Below are 17,793 nucleotides of genomic sequence, written 5' to 3'. Positions count from 1 at the left end.
CGGTAAACCCGTAATCAGCAAGCCAGTGGAGAACAGCCATGAGGATTGGCCAGGTGGCAGAAAAGGCCGGCACCCCGGTAGAGACAGTGCGCTATTACGAGAAAATCGGACTGCTCCCGCCCCCTGACAGAGAGCTCAATGGCTATCGTGACTATCGTCAGTCTCACCTTGACCGCCTGATGTTTATCCGCCGCTGCCGCAACCTGGACATGGCCCAGGATGAGATCCGTGAGCTTGTCCGTCTGGCGGATCGACCGGGGGCAGACTGCAGCGAAGTGGACTCCCTGCTGGCCCGGCACCTGGAACACGTGCGGGAACGACTTGAGGAGCTGCGGCAACTGGAGTCAACCCTGTCCCGGCTCCAGCAGGCCTGTTCGGAAGGCCGTACCGTGGCCGAGTGTGGCATCCTCGGGGGCCTCTCGGACGACCTGACCGGCGACCTGCCCCATGGCAGTCACAACCACATTCCGGGCAGCCACGGCAGCCGGTAAGAACGTTTCTCCGACAGCCTGCCCCTGTGGCGCTTGACCCTGTAGTACTTGATCCTGAAGTACTTGACCCTGTAGCAACTACAGGCCTTGTAATGTCCTCAATCAAAGAACAGGAGGTCATTATGAGCAGTTGCTGTTCCGCCCCGGAACCGAAAACACCGTCACCAGGATTCCGTCGCGCCCTGTGGATTGCCCTGTGGGTCAACCTGGCCATGTTCCTGATCGAGGGTATCGCCAGTTTCCAGTCCGGGTCCGTCTCGCTGATGGCCGACGCCATCGACTTCTTCGGCGACAGTGCCAACTATCTGCTGTCCCTGACGGTGCTGTCCATGGGCATGGTCTGGCGGGGCCGCGCGGCCATGGTCAAAGGGGTCACCATGACCGTGTTCGGTATCGCCGTGCTGGCCCGTGCCGTCTGGGTTGCCCAGAGTGGCATTACCCCGGAGGCCGTCACCATGGGACTGGTCGGCTTCCTGGCGCTTGCGGCCAACGCCTCCGTTGCCTGGTTGTTGTTCCGCTACCGCAGCGGCGATTCCGACATGCGCTCGGTATGGCTGTGCAGCCGCAATGACGCGATCGGCAACGTGGCCGTGATGGTCGCCGCCCTGGGGGTTGTCGGCACCGGCACCGCCTGGCCCGACCTGACCGTTGCCGCCGTAATCGGCAGCCTGGCGGTCACCTCCGGCATCAGCGTGGTCCGCCATGCCCGCAGTGATATCCGCGAGGCCCGTCCGGCCCATGGTACAACTCAATGAAGGCTGGCATGGCAGACCAACCCGGCTTATGACGCGTATGATGGAACACTGAGACTTTCACGCTCCTGGCGCAGCCGAGCGATCTGACAATAACCACCAACAAAAGGTACCTGGTGATGAGCAAAGCCATTCGATTTGCCGAAACCGGCGGCCCGGACGTCCTGACACTGGAAGATGTTCCACAACCGGAACCGGGCCCCGGCCAGATCCGCGTGAACAACCGGGCCATCGGCCTGAACTATATCGAGATCTACTTCCGCTCCGGCGTCTATCCGGTACCGTCCCTGCCCTCGGGCCTGGGCACCGAAGGCGCCGGTGTGGTCGACGCGACGGGCGATGACGTCACGGACTTTCAGGTGGGAGACCGGGTGGCCTACGCCCAGGCACCGCTGGGAGCCTACGCTGAGCAGCATGTGTTGCCGGCAGAGAAAGCCATGCGGCTACCCGGGCCAGTGGATTTTGAAACCGCAGCGGCCACCATGCTCAAGGGCCTGACCGTGCAATACCTGCTGCGCCAGACCTACCCGGTCAGGGCCGGCGAGACGATCCTGTTCCATGCCGCCGCCGGCGGGGTCGGCCTGATTGCCTGCCAGTGGGCAAAAGCCCTGGGGGTAAAGCTGATTGGAACTGTGAGCGGCCCGGAGAAGGCACAGCTGGCCATGGACCACGGCGCCTGGGCCACCATCAACTACAAGGAGGAGAACATCGTCGAGCGGGTGCGGGAACTGACCGGCGGCGACATGGTGCCCGTGGTCTACGACTCCGTGGGCAAGGATACCTGGGAAACCTCCCTCGACTGCCTGCAAAAGCGCGGCCTCATGGTCAGCTTTGGCAACACCACTGGCCCGGTGAGCGGCGTCAATATCGGCATCCTCAACCAGAAAGGCTCGCTGTTCGTGACCCGCCCCAGCCTGGCCGGTTACGCGGATACCCGCCCCCGCTTCGAAGCCATGTGCGGTGAACTCTTCGAAATGCTGGCCAGCGGCGCGATCAAGGCGGATATCAACCAGCGCTTCCCACTGGCGGAAGTGGCCAAGGCCCATGAGGCGCTGGCGACGGGCAAGACCACCGGATCAACTGTGTTGTTGCCATAACTGGCTATGCCCACTTGGGCCAAGAAGGCTCCTGTATTGCCTGGCCCGGGAGCCTTTTCAGTTACCTGATTGAACAATTCAAGTTCCGGTCGTCACCCCTACGGGCGATCACGGTTACCTCAGTAGCGCTTCCAACTCGCCTCGTTGTTCAGCATGCTTGGTGGGGTTCTCATTTTTCAGTTTCTTCAGGTTGAGGAGCTTCCAGCGTACAGCAGGCAGGGCCGCTGCATCAGGCCGGTTGATGGCATCAAAATCGGGCGCGCCTTCATGCAGACTCAGCAAGTATCGCCCGATGTTCGCATCGCAGCGGGACCGGATATCCGTGATCAGTCTTTTGCGGGCGTCCAGGAGCTCTTCGAGGCTGATTGGGATCTTGGTCATACCCTCGAACTCTTTGAGATAAGGCTGGTCCAGGTCGATCAAACTCGGGTTCAGAAGCTCATGCACGGGGCGCGATGAACTCGCGATATAGACCATGAAGGTGCGGAACAGATCGTCCGTCAGTCCTTCGTTCTCGTATAGTAGCTTTACGTCGTATAGATCGCGCGGGTGCTGGCGATCCAGGGCAGCGAGCAACTTGCCGCCGAATAAGTCTTCGAAGGATACGATCTGCATTTCAGCATAGCCAAATTCATCCTCGACGGCCTCGGAGATAGAGAGTGTCTCAGGAACGTGGACGACGCCGCGTGTAACCGGTGAGGTCTCAATCTTGATCTCGGCGCTGTTCAGACGGGCAAGAAGTCGGGTGGCACTGCCGCCGCCACCCTGAATACGTTGTGTTCTGGCACCCGCAATACCGCCCTCAACAGCGACTGCCATCCGATCCATCGCTTCGTTGATCTCGGAAAGGCTTACACCTCTTTTTTTGATCGGCAGGTAGGTCAGGTCGATATCTACTGACAGGCGAGGCAGGTCACGATAGAAAAGGTTGATCGCAGTGCCACCCTTGAGCGCAAATATTCCTTCCTTTGCGACAAAAGGAAGTATGCGCACAAGAAGCGCGACCTGAGCTTCATAGGTATCACGCGCCATCGACAGACCCCACCCTCACAAAATCTTCGGGCACCATAATGCGATAGCGTGGATGTATCCTGCCGCCTTTGACCAGAGCGCGATCGCCACTCCCGAGGTTGAATTCCGCAGGGTCAAGGCGCTTGCGCCAGGGGTGGCCGTGGCGATCCGCAAAGACAAAGAAAAGACGCTTGACCTTGATCTTCTTGCAACTATGCAGCAGCGCCGTCAGTGTCTTCGGGCGCAGGGTAGTCAGGCTTTCGAACACCTTGTCGATGTTGTGAAAACTTTCATGGCCGGGCAGTTCCTCCATCGCTTCCAGAATCGCCCGCTCGGGTGCCGACATCGTGAGCTTCCAGTCCCATGGCAGGGTGTTTTCTGCATTCAGGTTGCCCCTGGCAAGACCAAGTGACGGGTCGGCGAACAGCGATTTGCTCCGTGTCAGGATCGGTGCGTCTAGTGGTAGCTTGCCAAGCCAGTTTGGTATGGCGTCACCGTATACCCAAATCGGGGCACTACTGCCCAGACGCAGATAGTGCTCGTAGCCCTGTTGTGCGAGTGCGGTTGTACCACCAATATGGATGTCATAACGCATGATATGCTGCATGGAAAGCATGCAGGTCTTCCAGTCAATGAGGGCAGACTTCGACGCGTTCGGCGGGGGACGGCGAAAGACCCCGCGACTGACGCGCTCCAACCAGCCGCGCTTTACGTAGTCGCGGAAGGTCTCGTAAGCGACGTCATGAGACGTGAGCCATTGGGCATCGACCAGATACCCGGCAGGCACAGCCTCGAGAACCATCTTTAACTTTCCTGAAATTTCAGTGCTCATAACACTTATATTTACATAATTTCAAAAAAACTCACAGCTGAAACTTTGAAAACATCGGTTCTGAAGCGTTTATAACCCCGTAAAATAACATTTTTCAAAGATCATTGACTAAATCATAGCGTGAGCAGCGTCGGAATCAGTTTTCGCACACTCACAAGTTGCCGGCGTGGGTAGCTATCGAACTTGACCTGTATGTGTGGGTTCATGGGTCCTCTGCGAAATCGGGACACGTTTCTTTTCAGTGGATTCCCATAGTGCAGCGATATGGGCGCTTTTACGAGAAAGCGTCGGGCCAACAACATACTGGAGCTACGGGAAGTCAAGAAATTACCTGTGTTCCGGTTTTATATGCCTTGTACTGCGTGCAAATTCTTTCAGTTCGCTAGCGCCGTATGTCGTATGGATTCTTTTTGTCGATGCCGGTTGGTGATCGATACTTAACCCTGGTCTTCTTGCCACTTTTGGCCGAATCGGTCTCAGAGTAAAACCGCCGCCACAGTTGGGGCAAACATTCTCCAGGATGTCGTCCACACAGCGCTTACAGAACGTGCATTCGTAACTGCAAATCATGGCCTCAGTAGAGCCTGGTGCCAGGTCCGTGTCGCAGCACTCACAATTTGGTCTGATTTCCAGCATTTCAGAAAACTCCTGCTTTATGCATCCAGCCTTGCCGTTACTTCGATTTCCAGCTTCATTGCCTCATCGAGCAGGCCTGCCACAAACATGGTAGCGGCAGGCCTGGCCTTATCCAGGTACTTTTTGAATACTGGCCAGCATGGCTCGAAGTCCGACTTCTCCGGAAAGATGTAGTGAACCCTGACAATGTTATCAACACTACTACCTGCCTGAACCAGTGCCTTCTCAATGTTCCTGAAACACTGCTCAGCCTGCTCCACCGGATCGGCAGAGATTGTCATAGTCTCGTAGTCGTAGCCCGTGGTGCCAGAGACAAAGACGTAATCTCCGTCTACAACAGCGCGGGAATAGCCAATCTTTGCTTCAAACCCGGATCCGCTTGAAATGTGTTTTCGCTTCACACCGCTCTCCTTATAACGTCACCGGTAGGCAGGAATGCCTGCTTGAACGTGAACGCCCCCGCGGTTGGGCCATGCTCCTGCAACATGCCCAGCTTTTGCGCTGCCTCTTCAATGGACGGAGTGTGACCGGCAGGCACCCACCAAAGCACCATGTGTGACTCGCGCATTTTGTGAAACCACTCTTTCTTACGGCGCATGATCTCAACGTGGGCAGACTGGTAGACGTAACGATGCAAAGCCTCAATGGAGTCCCAGACGGAAAGATTCACAATCTTGTCGGAACCGAAATAATCAATGCCGGTAGCGTCACCGTCTTCGGTCTGGAGCCGCCAGACAAAACCCGGTGACACCTCTGCCAGCGCGTTAATCCTGTCGAGATTCGCGACAAAATCCGCAAGCTGCGGCGAATCGATCGGGGCCACCAGCGTGGCAATGTTCAGTTGCGCAATATGATACTGACTCACCTTCTCCTCCCTGAAAATGATTCACGCAGGGCGCGCGGTCTGGAATATGGGCGAAGCTGTCCTGTAAAAGCTGTCGCCACGACGGCTATGGTTATGAGGCGATGACACTGAAGACAGCACTGGCTCGCGCAATACGCCTGGAACCAACGTGAAAGTAGCAGTTGGCAAATGCCGCGCTGCGCCCGACCTTTTGAACATCGGTGTGAACCTCAATCCAGTCACCCTTCTCCGCCTTGCCCACGTAGTCCACGGTTTGGCTGGTAGTCACCATGGGCGTTGCTGGACGCGAGTGCCTGAATACAGTCCTCCCGCAACGCCCATGCATCCCCGAACGACTGGTTATTGTACCGGGCCCATGCCCCTATCGCTTCCTGGTGCAGAGACTTCTTCTCTTCTGTAAGTCGCTCAGGACATATCACATGCTCCGACAGCAAAGCGTCGAAAGGTGACATGCTTCCTGCACTCACACCGGTAAAGTCGTATCGCCGGCTTCCGAGTCGAAGATAGCAGTGAGCTTCCGGGATAGAACCGAAACCTGCGTCATCCAGCACCACCCCGACACCTGGCGTGTTCTGGTCAGACATTCCGTAGAGCCCGACAACCAGCTCGACCTCCGAGTGCCCGCATTCATGGGCAACCGCAGCGAGCAGGCGATGCTTGAAACTGCATGTACCTCGTTCCTCCTTCAGCACCGCCAGAAAGTCTCCGGGATCCGAGGGGCGCCCATAAGGAAGCTGCCGGACATGTTCGGCCAGGGCAAGAAAATGATCGAACCCGTGCCGCCGTACCTCTCTGGTAAGCGGGCCACTTTCAGGAAGCTCGAAATCCGGTTGCGGGGTCATGCTTTCTCCTTACGGCGTCCAATGCTCCGCTAATGTGCGCCGCCTGCGGCATCACCATTACGCTGCTTGTTGGCAGATTCGGCTTGCAGGCGCTCCACCAGCCAAACCTTGATTATCGATTGACGGGTAACGCCAATGCGCGCTGCCTCGCGATCCAACGACTCTACAACCCAGGCCGGAAAATCAACGTTGATGCGCTTTTGTTCCTGATTCACACGGCGAGCAGAGGAAAGGTCCAGATCATCAACAATATCTTCCTGAGCCTCCTCAAATTTTTTATCAAAGTCTTTAGCTTTCATAGAGCTCAACCTACTTCTTGCGGGAACGCCTGACTGAAATCAGACGAATACGGCCTTCCCTGTAAGTAACGACAGCCGACCAGTGCTTTTCACAATCTTCCCTATCAGCAGGAATCTTGACTCATCCTCAGATCTTTCGCGGGTTTCCAGCAGATACGGATCTTTCCACAGCCCTTGGGCAACCACGAAGTCGATACCGTGCTTATTCAGATTGGCCTGGCTTTTGGCTTGGTCGAACTCAAAATCATCCATGAGTACAAATTATTCCTTTTTACTCATCCTGCAAGGTGTCGGAGGAGGCGTGCAGCTGCTGACGCTTTTGTTCAGCGATACCCTTGTAACGCAACAAAAAGGTATCCGGTGGAGGGCCTTATGGCCCGAAACGGGCTGCAACAACTTGTTAACCCCTGAGTTCGAGGTCTTCCCGAATCACCTCCGGATGGCGGAAAGCAATCTCGATGAGCGCCTTTGCCGGCCCGGAGGGTTTACGTCGACCTTGCTCCCATTCCTGCAATGTACGCGGAGAGATATGCAGTACTTCAGCAAACTCCCTCTGGGTCAGGCCGGTTTTACCGCGTGCCTCTGCCACCTCATTAGGCTCCACACGACTGACTCGTGCGGCTTTGCCAGCTTTCATTTCTTTGACGGATTGGAGCAGCTTGTTGCCAAGCTCCTCAGCACTCAGGGTCTCATTACTCATTTTCCAATACCTCACGAATCGACTTCAGGATATGCGCGGGTATGTTGTCCTTGACGGCCTTTTTGTAGATCACCAACAACCAGGTCTCGCCATTTGCCAACCTGGTGAAGTAGATAACTCGCACTCCACCCCGCTTCCCTGAACCCGCAACCGACCAACGAACCTTTCTACATCCACCACTACCGGGAATGGGGTCACCTATTTCCGGATTGGCTGCCAGCCAAGCGAAGAAAGCGCTCCGCTCCTCTTCAGTCCAAATTTTCCTGGTGTCCGCTTCAAATGTAGGGGTTTCGATGATGGTAAACATACCGACAAATATACGTCATTGACGGAGTTTTGCAAGGTGGGCGGCTAGAAGGATTAACGCCTTGCTCACCGGAAAATCAGGAGCGCAGCGAGTAATTTTTCCGAGTGCAGCTATTTGTTGGGCGACAACACCACGGAACCTGGATGGAAAACATGCGCGGTGCCAAAGGATAGCCGCCGCTAACCCAGAAGCCTTTGCGGTGCATCCATGTCCTCGTGCAGAACACGAACAACGAGTACCTCCGGCTCCAGGACTTGATAGAAAACAGCGTGATGCTCTACCTGCAATCTGCGATACCCGGGAAGGACATGGGCGTAGTTAGCGCCGAGGGATGGATGATTAATCAACTGATTCATTCCTGCATCAAGCTGATCCAGGTAACTATCGGCCTGATCAACCCCCCATTCTTCGCAGGTATACACCCAAATTCCGATGAGGTCTGATTCCGCCCTGGGCGTGACACTCAGGTTAAGCACTAATCAGCAGCCTTCATCCGCTTACGCCCAGCCGCCTTGATCGCCGATATGTCGAGCGGCTCAGGTTTCCCACTTGACTCGCCCTCAGCGAGGGCCTGCCTCAGCGTGGCCAGACGTTCCTTGGCCTGCTGGTCTCTTCGGATGAGATCGCGGATATACTCACTATCATTGCCAAAGTGACCGCTCTCAATCTGGCCTTTCACCCAGTCGTCTTGCTGCTCAGTCAGCGTGATAGTTTTCCGGTGCATGCTCATAGCTGGCGCCCTAACAAAGCAAAGATATGACATTATCATATCACTTGCTTGGGTCGAATCAATGCTCGATTTCTTGTCGCCCAGCGCCGCTCAGCACGCGCGGCCACGGAATGGAGCCGAAGGCGCAATGTAATGGGCGTCGCCGTGCCTGCATTTAGGCATGTTGCCCAACCGCTATTGATTCTGATCGTGCTTTGAGGGCTCGGTTCATTTCTTCGAATCCGCGCTTTGTACCACGCTCCAGAGTTGCCCGCAGCAGCCCAACGAGAAAGCCATTGAACCTCTCACTCTGTTCAAATCGGACTTTTTTGTCCGTTAACTTTTCGATAATAAAACAATGTTCACCATCGAACACGCCGGGCGCAACCAGCCGCCCGAGCCACCTGAGCTCACGCCCTGGCACTGAAACAAGAACTTTGGGAGAAAAACGCATTGGTTTTGCGTCACCAGGCTGAATCGTAATCCGGAGTCGCTCCCCTTGGATCGGCTGCCCAATAGCGGACCTTATAAAAGGGTTCCATTCGGAATAGGAGTTGAAGTCAGACAACACGCTCCAAACTTGCTCGGCCGATGCGTCAATCTCGATTTCCGTCTTAATAAAATGGCTAGCCATCACTGTCCCTATGAATTAGTGCCTAACATTTGTATATAAGTCGCCGCGACTGTTTTTCCCACGACTCATATTTCAAGCGACGATTTTTCCGAAAGTAACCAGAATTCCCCCACCAGTCAACGAGTTCTGTCCTTTTATCTGCTGGGATGCCGCAGGAAAAATGATCATTTTTCCTTTGTACGGAGAAGAAAACGGCGATAAGGCAGGTTGCTGACAAGATGGGCGATCAGGAAGTGGCGGAAGGGTATGGGAGTCGAACCCACCAGGCGCGCGTCGCGCACCTCACCGGATTTGAAGTCCGGGCGCTCCACCGGGAAGCGATCCCCTTCCTTTATTCAGGGTTTAGCCGTCAGAAGTGTAACCTTTTTCATTTGTGGTTGAGAGCGTTACCGCCGACCGGTGTTTGTAGGCCGGCTGCAGGCGGCGTTCCTCGTTGATGAAGGCGGTGACGCCAGCGCGGTCCAGGTATTCCAGCACGCTGACGGTCAGGCGGCGGCCGATGCCGGAGCGATCCCGGTAGGCGCGGGCGTCGAAGGCGCCGGTGGGGGAGTTTTCTGCCAGTTCCACAGCGATCGCCGCCAGTTCGGTGACGGTTTCCGGGCGGTAGAATCGGTTCGGCGCCACCGCCACCAACAAGCCCAGCTTGTGCATGCGTCCCAGGAACGCCAGCATGGTTTCCCGCTCAATGCCCAGGGCCTCTGCCAGCTCCCCGACGATAGGTGGCTTCAGGCCGGTGCCTTCCAGTTCGGCCATTACCTTATCAAGCAGGCGCTGGTCCGCCTCCGCCAGTTTTGCTTGATGGCCCGGCCGGTGGAAGCGGAAGCCATTGCGGGCGATTTCTTCCGCCGCCAGCAGCTGATGTAACAGCTCATGGCGCAGTTCCTGGTGCAGACGTATACCGGGCAATCGGGTCAGCTCCGGCTCTGTTGGGCCGATCTTGTCCGGGTGATCTTCATGCCACTGGTCCAGCTGTTCCAGCACCCGGATCTGCAAGGTGGCCCAGTGCTCAGGGGCAAAGCCGACCAGAGCAGTTCCGGTCTGGATGGTGACAGGCTCAAGGGCGGCCAGAGTCGGCTCCATCCGTTCGGCGGGCAGGTTTTCCGCAGCCGCGAACCGGTCGAGATTGATGCCTTCGGAATGCGCCTCCAGCCAGGCCTGTAGCCGGGTCCTGTAACTATCGTCTTCCGGGTTATGGGTCGCAGGAGCCTGACTGTCCAGAAGTGTTCGAAGCAGTTGCACCCGCTTACCGGTGGATCGCCCACGGCCCTCCCCGAACGGGTCCACCACCTGGCCGCCGCCAATGGTTCGGTTAAGCGCCGGGTCCCGCAGGATCAGTCGGTCACCCACGCAGGCCTGCACCGGCTGCTCCAGCATCAGCTGCGCCAGCATGGGCGTATTGCCCTGCCCTTCTTCCAGTACCACCACCCGGGCACTTCGCACCGCCGCCCCCAGGTGTACCTGAAAGGTGCCCCGATGGAGCCGCGTGTCCGGCAGCAGGGCCATGCCCACATCCAGGCGATCCGTGGGCCGGTGCAGCCAGGGGGCGACCAGCCAGTCGCCCCGGTGGATGTGGTCATGGCCAACTTCTCCGGCCAGGTTAATGGCGCATCGCTGGCCTGGCATCAGGCTTTCAACCGCTTCACCGTGTGCCTCAAGCCCCCGGACCCGGACCGGATGACCCGCTGGCGAAACCGTCAGGGCGTCTTCCCTGGAGAGCGTCCCGGCCACCAGGGTGCCGGTGACCACGCAGCCCCGCCCGGTTACCGAAAAGCTGCGATCCACCACAAACCGGGTGCCCGCCGCCGGGCTGCCGGATTGCCGTTGATGGATGAGAGCCTGGTCCGCCAGCCATGCCTTCAATGGGGGGAGGCCCTCGCCGGTCAGGCCGGACACCGGAAACACCGGGGCGTTCGCCAGGGCGGTTCCCCCCAGCAGTTCCCTGACCTCTTCGGTAACCCCGGCCAGCCTGGACGAATTGACCCGGTCTGCCCGGGTGAGGGCCACCAGGCCCGCGTCCACGCCCAGCAGATCAAGAATCGCCAAGTGCTCCCGGGTCTGGGGCATGGGGCCGTCATCGGCGGCGATCACCAGCATGACGGCGTCCACCGCCGCCACGCCGGCCACCATATTGCGGATGAACTTTTCGTGGCCGGGTACATCCACAAACCCGAGCCAGTGCCCCTGTTCCGTGCGGCTCCAGGCAAAACCCAGATCGATGGTCAGGCCCCGGCGCTTTTCCTCCGCCAGCCGGTCCGTATCCTGCCCCGTCAGGGCATGGATCAGGGTGGTCTTGCCATGATCCACATGGCCGGCGGTGGCAATAATCACAACGCCCCCGTCTCCGGCTTGAGCTGGGCAATGAAGGGGGCCTCGTTTTCCAGGCAACGGCAGTCCAGCAGCAGGGATTCCTCGGAAATGCGCCCGATGACCGGCATCGGGAGCTGGCGCAGGCGGGCGGACAAGGCCTTTAGTTGACGGTTGCGTTCACGCTTGTTGCCGACCAGAGGAGCCAGGCGCACAGCAGCGCTGGGCAGAAGGTCCAGCGGCAGGGAGCCGCTGCCAATCTGGCTCTTGACCGGCATCACCGACGTTTGCCAGCCATCACCGGCCCAGGCTTTCAGCAGTCCGGAGATGGCCTCGGCGGTAGCCCTTATGGCTGGTTCAGGACGGGTCAGCAGGCGCAGTGCCGGTACTCGTTGGGCGACCGTGTCCGGGTTGCTGTATAGGCCAAGCACCGCCTCCAGTGCCGCCAGGGTCTGTTTGTCGCAGCGGAGGGCCCGCTTCAGGGGGTTCTTTTTGATCCTTTGTATCAGGTCCCTGCGACCGGCAATCATGCCCGCCTGGGGGCCACCCAGCAGTTTGTCGCCGCTGAAGGTGACCACATCGGCGCCTTTGTCCAGGGTCTCCCGCACGGTAGGTTCCGCCGGCAGGCCCAGGGCAGTCATATCCAGCAGGCTGCCGCTGCCCAGGTCCACCGCAAGGGGAAGGTTGTTTGCCCGTGCGATGGCGGCCAGGTCGGCCTCCCCCACTTCGGCGGTGAACCCCTCGATGCGGTAGTTGCTGGTGTAGGCCTTCATCAACAAGGCGGTCCGGCTGCTGATGGCTTCGTCAAAATCCCGGGGATGAGTACGGTTGGTGGTACCGACTTCGTGGAGCTTGCAGCCAGCCCGGGCCATGATGTCCGGCAGGCGGAAGGCGCCGCCAATCTCGATCAGCTCGCCACGGGAGACAATCACTTCCTTGCGCCGAGCCAGGGAATTGAGCACCAGCAACACGGCGGCGGCATTGTTGTTGACCACCGTGGCGGCCTCGGCGCCGGTGAGGCGGCAGACCCGGGCTTCCACATGGTCATCCCGGTCGCCCCGTTTGCCCTTGTCCAGGTCGAATTCCAGGTTGGAGGCACCGGACGCAACGGCCACCATGGCATCGATGGCTTCCTGCGGCAGCGGTGCCCGGCCAAGATTGGTGTGCAGCACCGTGCCGGTCAGGTTGAATACCGGGCGCAGGGAGGAGGCCACCGCCTTCAGCACTGCCTGTTCCACCGCAGTGGCAAAGTCGGTGTCATCAAACGGTCCGGGTTCCCGGCGCCAGTGATCAAGCCCGACCCGGATGGCATCAAGCACCAGGGGGCGGCCATGGAGGGAGCAAAGCCGGGCCATCAGGGGCCAGGCAAGGATCTGGTCAACAGAAGGAGGCCGTGTCCGGTCGGTCGCCGATGGTATGGGGTCAGGTGCGTTCATGGGCTCCGCCATCCCTGGCGGAGCAGGGATGTCTATTCTGTGTGTGTCAATAGCCGGACGATTTCCTCCAGGGCCTCATCCGCCAGTGCCCGCATCTCGTCGTCGGTGCGGTCCTGTATGGGATGATCCACGAACACCATGGCCGGCTCGAAACCCAGGGTTTTCGACTGGGCCGCCGCGGCCTGGATGAACTCGGTGGAGGCAACGCCTACGCCCGGAATCTTGCGACCTTCCAGGTCTGCGATGTCATGTGTACAACACGACGTGCAGGAACCTCAGTCGGCCAGCCCTTCAACCACCAGGTCCACTTCACCGGCGATCTGCTGTTTCAGCTCGGTGGGGGCAACCCGGGTGAATGTGGGCTTGCGATAGCGTTTGACGCTCACTTCCATGGCGGTCAGACGTTCCTCGATACGATCCAGGAACACGTCGCCCCGGGGCTTGGAGATGTCCAGCAGCCCGACGGTCTTGCCCGCCAGGCTATCGGGCCGGGCCAGCCGGGCCCGTACCGCTGGTGACAACTCGCCCGTGGGGTCGAGCATCACACTTGCTTGAGTCATACCTTCACCTCTCTGGTTACAGGACTGGAACCGACCGGACCGGAGGCGGCCCAGCCGGCAATGACGGCAGAAAACAGGCCGGCGGTGCCGCCAGCCCGGACGATCAGTAATCCGCCGGGGCGGAACTTGGGCACGGTCTTGTCCCGGAACTGCTCCGGAATACCCTCGGCAATGCCACCGGCGCCGGCGACCATTTCCTCGCCGGGGAACCGGAGCAGTGTTTCCAGTTCTTCCAGCAAGCGGGCCTTGGTCCAGCCCGCCTCAATGAATACGCGGCTGTGTTCCGGCGATACCACCAGCACGGCATCGCCGGCCATGGCCATTTTCGGATGGTCCACCGCTCGCAGGGCCAGGGCAAAGGACTTCGCCAGGGACTCGGGCGTGCGGGATTTCTGGTCCACGATGCCCTGTACACCCTCCCCGGCAAACAGGGTGACGGCGGAGTTACCGGAGGGCACGCCCCGCTCTTCCGCCAGGGGCAGCCATTCGCTGTCCTCCGCTTCGGCAAAACAGAAAGTGTACTTGCCCGGCGTGCCCAGGGTGGCGCGGTCGATCTCGCCGGGACGGCCGCCGCCCACATTGCGCACGATCAGCTGCAGGGCCCGGCCGATAGTAGCGTTGGCCCGGTTGCCCTGGCCCAGGGCGTTGTTGCCGGAGTTCATGCCAATGGCCTTGGTCACGGGGCCGTTGGCGATAATCATGGGGCCGGCAAACATGGTGGTGCACAGCAGGCCGTGGAGCCCGAACTCATCGGTCAGGGCCGCTTCCAGGGCCGCCAGCAGCACCGGCATGTACTCCGGCTTGCAACCGGCCATCACGGCATTGATGGCGACCTTTTCCACGGTGCAGGGGGCCAGGTCGGGGGGCACCAGGCCGACCTCCTCCGCCGGGTCACGGTCGGTGCCCTTCAGCATTCGCAGTACCCGCTCCGGGGTCGGCGGCACCACCGGCAGGCCATCGCTCCAGCCCCGCTCATAGCAGGCCTCGATCAGGTCGTCGGCATCGGTGTCAATCTCGCGGGCATGGAGGCGGGTGTCACCAAACTGCACTTCCAGTTTCTCGGCAATGCCCGGCTCCAGGGTTTTCGAACCGCAGCCGGGTCGCATAACAGGCAGGTCCTCACCCAGATCGGCGATGCCGGTCAGGCGCTGCCAGTCTTCCCGGTGCCAGCCGTAGGTGCGCTCCACCTCCTCACCATTCTCGACACGGATCAGGGTGGGCACGAACTCGGTTTTCAGGTGGAAGGAATGCTCCAGGGTGGCGTCATGATGTGCACCACTGACACCCTCGCCAAAAGTGGGGTCATCCTGCGAATAGACTGTAAGCGGGCCGGCCTGGCGGTCAATATCCGCCAGCAACGGTTCGATCAGCTGGCAGGTGGGGCAGTCTCGCTTGGCGACCACAATCAGGCCATCGGGTAATGAAGGCATGGTTTTGGTTCCGCCCGGTTTCCGGGTCTTGTTGACGTTTGGGGATGGAAAACAGGATAGCAGGCGGCAGGAAAAAATCGAGCGGTTGTCCTAAAAAACCATGCTGATTGAGATCCCCGCACGGCTGTGAAACAGTAATATTCTGACCACAAAGATGCCGGAAGATACGCCCATGAAAACCGTCTACTCGCCGCTGCATCACCGCCGCACCGCCACCTCCGAACTGGATGGTGGGGTGCTGATCGCCCCCCACGAGCGTCCGTCACGGGCCGAAACCATCCTGCAGCGTGTTCGCGATCAGGCACTGGGTGAGATCGTGGCGCCGGTTAACTTCGATCTGGCCCCCATTCTGCGGGTGCATACCCTGGAGTACGTCAGCTTCCTGGAACACTGCTGGGAAGAATGGGCAGCCGCCGGCAAACCGGGCGAAGCCATCCCACAGTTCTGGCCCGCAAGAGGCATGCGCCAGCGGGCGCCGAAGGATATCGACGGGCGGCTGGGGTACTACGCCCTGGGAGCCGACACGTCCATTACGGAAGGCACCTGGGAAGCGGCCCGGGCCTCGGTGGACGTGGCGCTCACTGCCCAGGAACTGGTGGCCGGGGGCGAGCGCGCCGCCTTTGCCCTGTGCCGCCCGCCCGGCCATCACGCCGCGGCGGACTTGTTCGGTGGCTACTGCTTCTTCAATAACGCCGCCATTGCGGCCCAGGCCTTCCTGGACCAGGGCGCGAAACGGGTGGCCATCCTGGATGTGGACTTTCACCACGGCAACGGCACCCAGAGCATTTTCTACCACCGCAATGATGTACTGACCATCAGCATCCACGGCGACCCGGATCTGGTCTTCCCCCACTTCCTCGGCTTCGAGGACGAGATTGGCGAGGGTGATGGCGCAGGCTACAACCTGAATATTGTCTACCCGCCCGGTACACCGTTCAGCGAATGGCAACAGGGTCTGGAAACCGCCTGCGAGCGCGTCGCTGATTTCAGGCCGGATGCACTGGTGGTGCCCCTTGGCGTGGATACCTTCGAAGGTGACCCGATCTCGTTCTTCAGGTTGAAATCAGAGAACTATCTGGCAATGGGAGAGCGCCTGGGCCGGCTGGGGTTGCCGACCCTGTTCACCATGGAAGGAGGTTATGATGTGGACGCGATCGGGGTCAATGTCGCCAATGTTCTGAAGGGCTTTGACCTCACCCTCTGAGGGGCGTGCTCCCCTGCAGCAAACTTATTCGCCACGAGGATTTTCAGCCCGTGTCCAGGTTGATGTACGCCCGAACAGCGGCACCCCCACATAGCCCCGCAACTCCAGGGTCTCCTGGTCTTCCAGGCTGACCTTGGCGTTATAGGTCTTGCCACTTTGCGGGTCGTAGACCTTGCCATCTTCCCAGGTTTCGCCGTTGCCACTGTCCTGCAGGCCCCACACAATCTTCAGACCTTCAATGGGGCGGTCACGGAGTTCAGGTTCCGGATTCTCGGTGTCAGTCTTGGGGCCGCCGTTATCATCTAGCGGCTCCTCCAGCCAGACGATCCGGCCGCACAAAGCATTACCGCAGGATTCAAGCTGCACCTGGGCGCTGTCGTCTTCGGTATTCCACAAGCCACGAGGATCCGCGTAGGCTTCGCGAACAGAAAGGAAGGACAGGACAACCGCCAGCGCGGTCAGCAGGTTCAGTCTGGTTTTCATAGTCTGGATCTCATTGTTTTTGTTATACCCGATGTTAATCGCGGGCGTACTGCAAGAATATCGATCCGTGTGGCGGAATACCAGAGCCTGTTTCTCGGAATCCGGACCGGAAACCGGGGCAGGCTCATGACCTGCCCCGTACAGGAATGCTTACCGAAGCGTCGCCCGGACGACGGTATTGGTGTCCGTGCCGAACCACAGCGCCCGCGCCTCGGGATCAAACACCATATGGCGCACGGTGCCACCACCGCTCGGGATGGTGGCGGGTTCGGAGAAGCTCTCCGTTTTCGGGTCAAACCCGATCAGACGATTGGGGCTATGGCCGGTTTCCACAAACCAGGACCGGTTCTGGTCGTCCAGAGCCATGGCATAGGGGCGGGCATCCGGGCCACCGGGAACGGGCCATTCCTGTATCTGCCCGCTATCAGTATTCAACCGCCCCAGGAAGCCCTCGGCATAGTCCACGTACCACACCATGCCGTCGTCGGTCATATCCAGACGCCTTGGCCGGGCCCCTTCACGGGGCAGTGTCACTTCGTGCGACGTCCCTTTGGCATCAACGGTTGCAAGCTTGTTGGTGCCAAACAGGGCCACCCAGGGCCGGTTGTCCTGACTGACCACGATCCCGTAGGGCCGGGCCCACTCGGTTTCGACGTCAAACATCCGGAAGTCGTACTCATCCACATCCAGCCAGCCAATGCGGTTGCCACCCTGCTCGGTGAAAAAAATGTCGCCATTGGCATCGAAGGCCATGGTGTGGACGTCCTTCGGGCCATCACCTTCCAGTCTGAACTTACGGATCTCGCCGCTATCCGGGTCGATCAGACCAATGTGCTCGGCCTGGTTGCCGGCGTAAAAGGCGCCGCGCTCATCGGCAATCACGTTATGGGGGCCAGTGCCCGGGTCCAGGCGGTAGCGTTTCAGGCTGCCGGTTTCCGGGTTGAGGGTGGCCACGTAGTCACCGGCCTGGCCCACAAACCAGACCGTGTTGTCCTGCGGGCCTACCCACGGGTCCCGGGGGCGGGTGTTGTCCCAGGGGATGTCCCACTCCTTCAGGTCGGGTGTTGCCGGTGCCTCAGCCTGTGCCACTGGCAATGCCAGGGCCAGCACCAGACCGGCCAGGATCGGGGAGAAAGACTTCATGGCAGCGCTCCTTGAACAGGGTTCCTCAATTCGGTCTCACTATAGTACGACTGCGTGA

Annotated in this window: 24 protein-coding genes and 1 tRNA gene; 4 read left to right on the top strand and 21 right to left on the bottom strand. The window is 59.5% G+C overall.

Annotated features, from left to right (window positions below; translation table 11 throughout):
• Positions 1–38: 38 nt before the first annotated feature.
• From cadR to IE079_RS13550, 3 genes are all read left to right on the top strand, one after another.
• A complete protein-coding gene (cadR, locus tag IE079_RS13560) occupies positions 39–491 on the top strand; it encodes a Cd(II)/Pb(II)-responsive transcriptional regulator (RefSeq protein ID WP_189577308.1) in 453 nt (150 codons plus the stop codon).
• 122 nt (positions 492–613) lie between these two features.
• On the top strand, positions 614–1,246 hold the full coding sequence (locus IE079_RS13555; RefSeq protein WP_189577306.1) for a cation efflux transmembrane domain-containing protein: 633 nt from the start codon (positions 614–616) through the stop codon (positions 1,244–1,246).
• A gap of 116 nt (positions 1,247–1,362) precedes the next feature.
• On the top strand, positions 1,363–2,340 hold the full coding sequence (locus IE079_RS13550; RefSeq protein ID WP_189577304.1) for an NADPH:quinone reductase: 978 nt from the start codon (positions 1,363–1,365) through the stop codon (positions 2,338–2,340).
• A gap of 114 nt (positions 2,341–2,454) precedes the next feature.
• On the opposite strand, the gene IE079_RS13545 is transcribed toward IE079_RS13550, so the two are convergent.
• From IE079_RS13545 to IE079_RS13450, 19 genes are all read right to left on the bottom strand, one after another.
• Positions 2,455–3,372 (bottom strand): nucleotidyl transferase AbiEii/AbiGii toxin family protein, encoded by a 918-nt coding sequence (locus IE079_RS13545; RefSeq protein WP_189577302.1) that lies wholly within the window; start codon positions 3,370–3,372, stop codon positions 2,455–2,457.
• Entirely contained in the window at positions 3,362–4,183 is an 822-nt protein-coding gene (locus tag IE079_RS13540) for a type IV toxin-antitoxin system AbiEi family antitoxin (protein WP_189577300.1), read from the bottom strand. Before IE079_RS13540 ends, IE079_RS13545 begins: the two co-directional genes overlap by 11 nt.
• 327 nt (positions 4,184–4,510) lie before the next feature.
• Positions 4,511–4,819 (bottom strand): DUF1272 domain-containing protein, encoded by a 309-nt coding sequence (locus IE079_RS13535; protein WP_189577298.1) that lies wholly within the window; start codon positions 4,817–4,819, stop codon positions 4,511–4,513.
• Between the two features lie 17 nt (positions 4,820–4,836).
• On the bottom strand, positions 4,837–5,220 hold the full coding sequence (locus tag IE079_RS13530) for a RidA family protein (RefSeq protein ID WP_189577296.1): 384 nt from the start codon (positions 5,218–5,220) through the stop codon (positions 4,837–4,839).
• Positions 5,217–5,684 carry a DUF3291 domain-containing protein gene (locus IE079_RS13525; RefSeq protein WP_189577294.1) on the bottom strand — a complete coding sequence of 156 codons (468 nt, stop codon included), beginning with the start codon at positions 5,682–5,684 and terminating at the stop codon, positions 5,217–5,219. The genes IE079_RS13530 and IE079_RS13525 overlap by 4 nt, the downstream gene beginning before the upstream one ends.
• A gap of 91 nt (positions 5,685–5,775) precedes the next feature.
• The gene (locus tag IE079_RS19110) at positions 5,776–5,955 is read right to left on the bottom strand and encodes a hotdog domain-containing protein (protein ID WP_373296208.1); all 180 of its coding nucleotides are present in this window, start codon (positions 5,953–5,955) and stop codon (positions 5,776–5,778) included.
• Positions 5,903–6,526 carry a hypothetical protein gene (locus IE079_RS13515; protein WP_189577506.1) on the bottom strand — a complete coding sequence of 208 codons (624 nt, stop codon included), beginning with the start codon at positions 6,524–6,526 and terminating at the stop codon, positions 5,903–5,905. Before IE079_RS13515 ends, IE079_RS19110 begins: the two co-directional genes overlap by 53 nt.
• Positions 6,527–6,555: 29 nt before the next feature.
• Positions 6,556–6,825 (bottom strand): type II toxin-antitoxin system BrnA family antitoxin, encoded by a 270-nt coding sequence (brnA, locus tag IE079_RS13510; RefSeq protein ID WP_189577291.1) that lies wholly within the window; start codon positions 6,823–6,825, stop codon positions 6,556–6,558.
• A 39-nt stretch (positions 6,826–6,864) separates the two neighbouring features.
• Positions 6,865–7,077, bottom strand: a complete 213-nt coding sequence (locus IE079_RS13505; RefSeq protein WP_227712502.1) for a BrnT family toxin — start codon at positions 7,075–7,077, stop codon at positions 6,865–6,867.
• Positions 7,078–7,225: 148 nt separating this feature from the next.
• On the bottom strand, positions 7,226–7,525 hold the full coding sequence (locus IE079_RS13500) for a helix-turn-helix domain-containing protein (RefSeq protein WP_016914159.1): 300 nt from the start codon (positions 7,523–7,525) through the stop codon (positions 7,226–7,228).
• Positions 7,518–7,832, bottom strand: a complete 315-nt coding sequence (locus tag IE079_RS13495) for a transcriptional regulator (RefSeq protein WP_189577289.1) — start codon at positions 7,830–7,832, stop codon at positions 7,518–7,520. The genes IE079_RS13500 and IE079_RS13495 overlap by 8 nt, the downstream gene beginning before the upstream one ends.
• 179 nt (positions 7,833–8,011) lie before the next feature.
• Positions 8,012–8,308 carry a type II toxin-antitoxin system RelE/ParE family toxin gene (locus IE079_RS13490; RefSeq protein ID WP_189577287.1) on the bottom strand — a complete coding sequence of 99 codons (297 nt, stop codon included), beginning with the start codon at positions 8,306–8,308 and terminating at the stop codon, positions 8,012–8,014.
• Entirely contained in the window at positions 8,308–8,562 is a 255-nt protein-coding gene (locus IE079_RS13485) for a type II toxin-antitoxin system ParD family antitoxin (protein ID WP_189577285.1), read from the bottom strand. The genes IE079_RS13490 and IE079_RS13485 overlap by 1 nt, the downstream gene beginning before the upstream one ends.
• A gap of 154 nt (positions 8,563–8,716) precedes the next feature.
• The gene (locus tag IE079_RS13480; protein ID WP_189577283.1) at positions 8,717–9,175 is read right to left on the bottom strand and encodes an SRPBCC domain-containing protein; all 459 of its coding nucleotides are present in this window, start codon (positions 9,173–9,175) and stop codon (positions 8,717–8,719) included.
• 234 nt (positions 9,176–9,409) lie between these two features.
• Positions 9,410–9,505 (bottom strand) — tRNA-Sec (locus IE079_RS13475).
• 12 nt (positions 9,506–9,517) lie between these two features.
• Complete coding sequence (gene selB, locus IE079_RS13470; protein ID WP_189577281.1) at positions 9,518–11,503, bottom strand: selenocysteine-specific translation elongation factor; 1,986 nt, start codon at positions 11,501–11,503, stop codon at positions 9,518–9,520.
• The gene (gene selA, locus IE079_RS13465) at positions 11,500–12,915 is read right to left on the bottom strand and encodes an L-seryl-tRNA(Sec) selenium transferase (RefSeq protein ID WP_189577279.1); all 1,416 of its coding nucleotides are present in this window, start codon (positions 12,913–12,915) and stop codon (positions 11,500–11,502) included. The genes selB and selA overlap by 4 nt, the downstream gene beginning before the upstream one ends.
• 32 nt (positions 12,916–12,947) lie before the next feature.
• Entirely contained in the window at positions 12,948–13,457 is a 510-nt protein-coding gene (locus IE079_RS19030) for a UGSC family (seleno)protein (protein ID WP_505744172.1), read from the bottom strand.
• A gap of 14 nt (positions 13,458–13,471) precedes the next feature.
• A complete protein-coding gene (locus tag IE079_RS13450) occupies positions 13,472–14,905 on the bottom strand; it encodes a thioredoxin domain-containing protein (RefSeq protein ID WP_189577275.1) in 1,434 nt (477 codons plus the stop codon).
• Positions 14,906–15,077: 172 nt separating this feature from the next.
• Between IE079_RS13450 and IE079_RS13445 the strand changes: the two genes are divergently transcribed.
• Complete coding sequence (locus IE079_RS13445) at positions 15,078–16,109, top strand: histone deacetylase family protein (RefSeq protein ID WP_189577273.1); 1,032 nt, start codon at positions 15,078–15,080, stop codon at positions 16,107–16,109.
• 24 nt (positions 16,110–16,133) lie between these two features.
• Here the strand turns inward: IE079_RS13445 and IE079_RS13440 are convergent, their stop codons facing one another.
• Positions 16,134–16,592, bottom strand: a complete 459-nt coding sequence (locus tag IE079_RS13440; RefSeq protein ID WP_189577271.1) for a DUF2147 domain-containing protein — start codon at positions 16,590–16,592, stop codon at positions 16,134–16,136.
• Between the two features lie 150 nt (positions 16,593–16,742).
• Positions 16,743–17,735, bottom strand: coding sequence for a Vgb family protein (locus IE079_RS13435; protein WP_189577269.1), 993 nt, complete (start codon positions 17,733–17,735; stop codon positions 16,743–16,745).
• Positions 17,736–17,793: the final 58 nt, after the last annotated feature.

The organism is Marinobacter zhanjiangensis (assembly GCF_014651935.1).
Lineage (GTDB): Bacteria > Pseudomonadota > Gammaproteobacteria > Pseudomonadales > Oleiphilaceae > Marinobacter > Marinobacter zhanjiangensis.
Note: the sequence above shows the minus strand (reverse complement) of the source record. Positions and strands in the feature narration are given on the sequence as shown.

Excerpts from the sequence above, each read along its gene's own strand:
- IE079_RS13480 (WP_189577283.1), bottom strand. The coding sequence starts at position 9,175 with ATGGCTAGCCATTTTATTAAGACGGAAATCGAGATTGACGCATCGGCC.
- IE079_RS13445 (WP_189577273.1), top strand. The coding sequence starts at position 15,078 with ATGAAAACCGTCTACTCGCCGCTGCATCACCGCCGCACCGCCACCTCC.
- IE079_RS13545 (WP_189577302.1), bottom strand. The coding sequence starts at position 3,372 with ATGGCGCGTGATACCTATGAAGCTCAGGTCGCGCTTCTTGTGCGCATA.
- IE079_RS13485 (WP_189577285.1), bottom strand. The coding sequence starts at position 8,562 with ATGAGCATGCACCGGAAAACTATCACGCTGACTGAGCAGCAAGACGAC.
- IE079_RS13515 (WP_189577506.1), bottom strand. The coding sequence starts at position 6,526 with ATGACCCCGCAACCGGATTTCGAGCTTCCTGAAAGTGGCCCGCTTACC.
- IE079_RS13550 (WP_189577304.1), top strand. The coding sequence starts at position 1,363 with ATGAGCAAAGCCATTCGATTTGCCGAAACCGGCGGCCCGGACGTCCTG.
- IE079_RS13440 (WP_189577271.1), bottom strand. The coding sequence starts at position 16,592 with ATGAAAACCAGACTGAACCTGCTGACCGCGCTGGCGGTTGTCCTGTCC.
- cadR (WP_189577308.1), top strand. The coding sequence starts at position 39 with ATGAGGATTGGCCAGGTGGCAGAAAAGGCCGGCACCCCGGTAGAGACA.
- IE079_RS13500 (WP_016914159.1), bottom strand. The coding sequence starts at position 7,525 with ATGAGTAATGAGACCCTGAGTGCTGAGGAGCTTGGCAACAAGCTGCTC.
- selA (WP_189577279.1), bottom strand. The coding sequence starts at position 12,915 with ATGAACGCACCTGACCCCATACCATCGGCGACCGACCGGACACGGCCT.
- brnA (WP_189577291.1), bottom strand. The coding sequence starts at position 6,825 with ATGAAAGCTAAAGACTTTGATAAAAAATTTGAGGAGGCTCAGGAAGAT.
- IE079_RS13435 (WP_189577269.1), bottom strand. The coding sequence starts at position 17,735 with ATGAAGTCTTTCTCCCCGATCCTGGCCGGTCTGGTGCTGGCCCTGGCA.
- IE079_RS13540 (WP_189577300.1), bottom strand. The coding sequence starts at position 4,183 with ATGAGCACTGAAATTTCAGGAAAGTTAAAGATGGTTCTCGAGGCTGTG.
- IE079_RS13495 (WP_189577289.1), bottom strand. The coding sequence starts at position 7,832 with ATGTTTACCATCATCGAAACCCCTACATTTGAAGCGGACACCAGGAAA.
- IE079_RS19110 (WP_373296208.1), bottom strand. The coding sequence starts at position 5,955 with ATGGTGACTACCAGCCAAACCGTGGACTACGTGGGCAAGGCGGAGAAG.
- IE079_RS13450 (WP_189577275.1), bottom strand. The coding sequence starts at position 14,905 with ATGCCTTCATTACCCGATGGCCTGATTGTGGTCGCCAAGCGAGACTGC.
- IE079_RS13505 (WP_227712502.1), bottom strand. The coding sequence starts at position 7,077 with ATGGATGATTTTGAGTTCGACCAAGCCAAAAGCCAGGCCAATCTGAAT.
- IE079_RS13555 (WP_189577306.1), top strand. The coding sequence starts at position 614 with ATGAGCAGTTGCTGTTCCGCCCCGGAACCGAAAACACCGTCACCAGGA.
- IE079_RS13535 (WP_189577298.1), bottom strand. The coding sequence starts at position 4,819 with ATGCTGGAAATCAGACCAAATTGTGAGTGCTGCGACACGGACCTGGCA.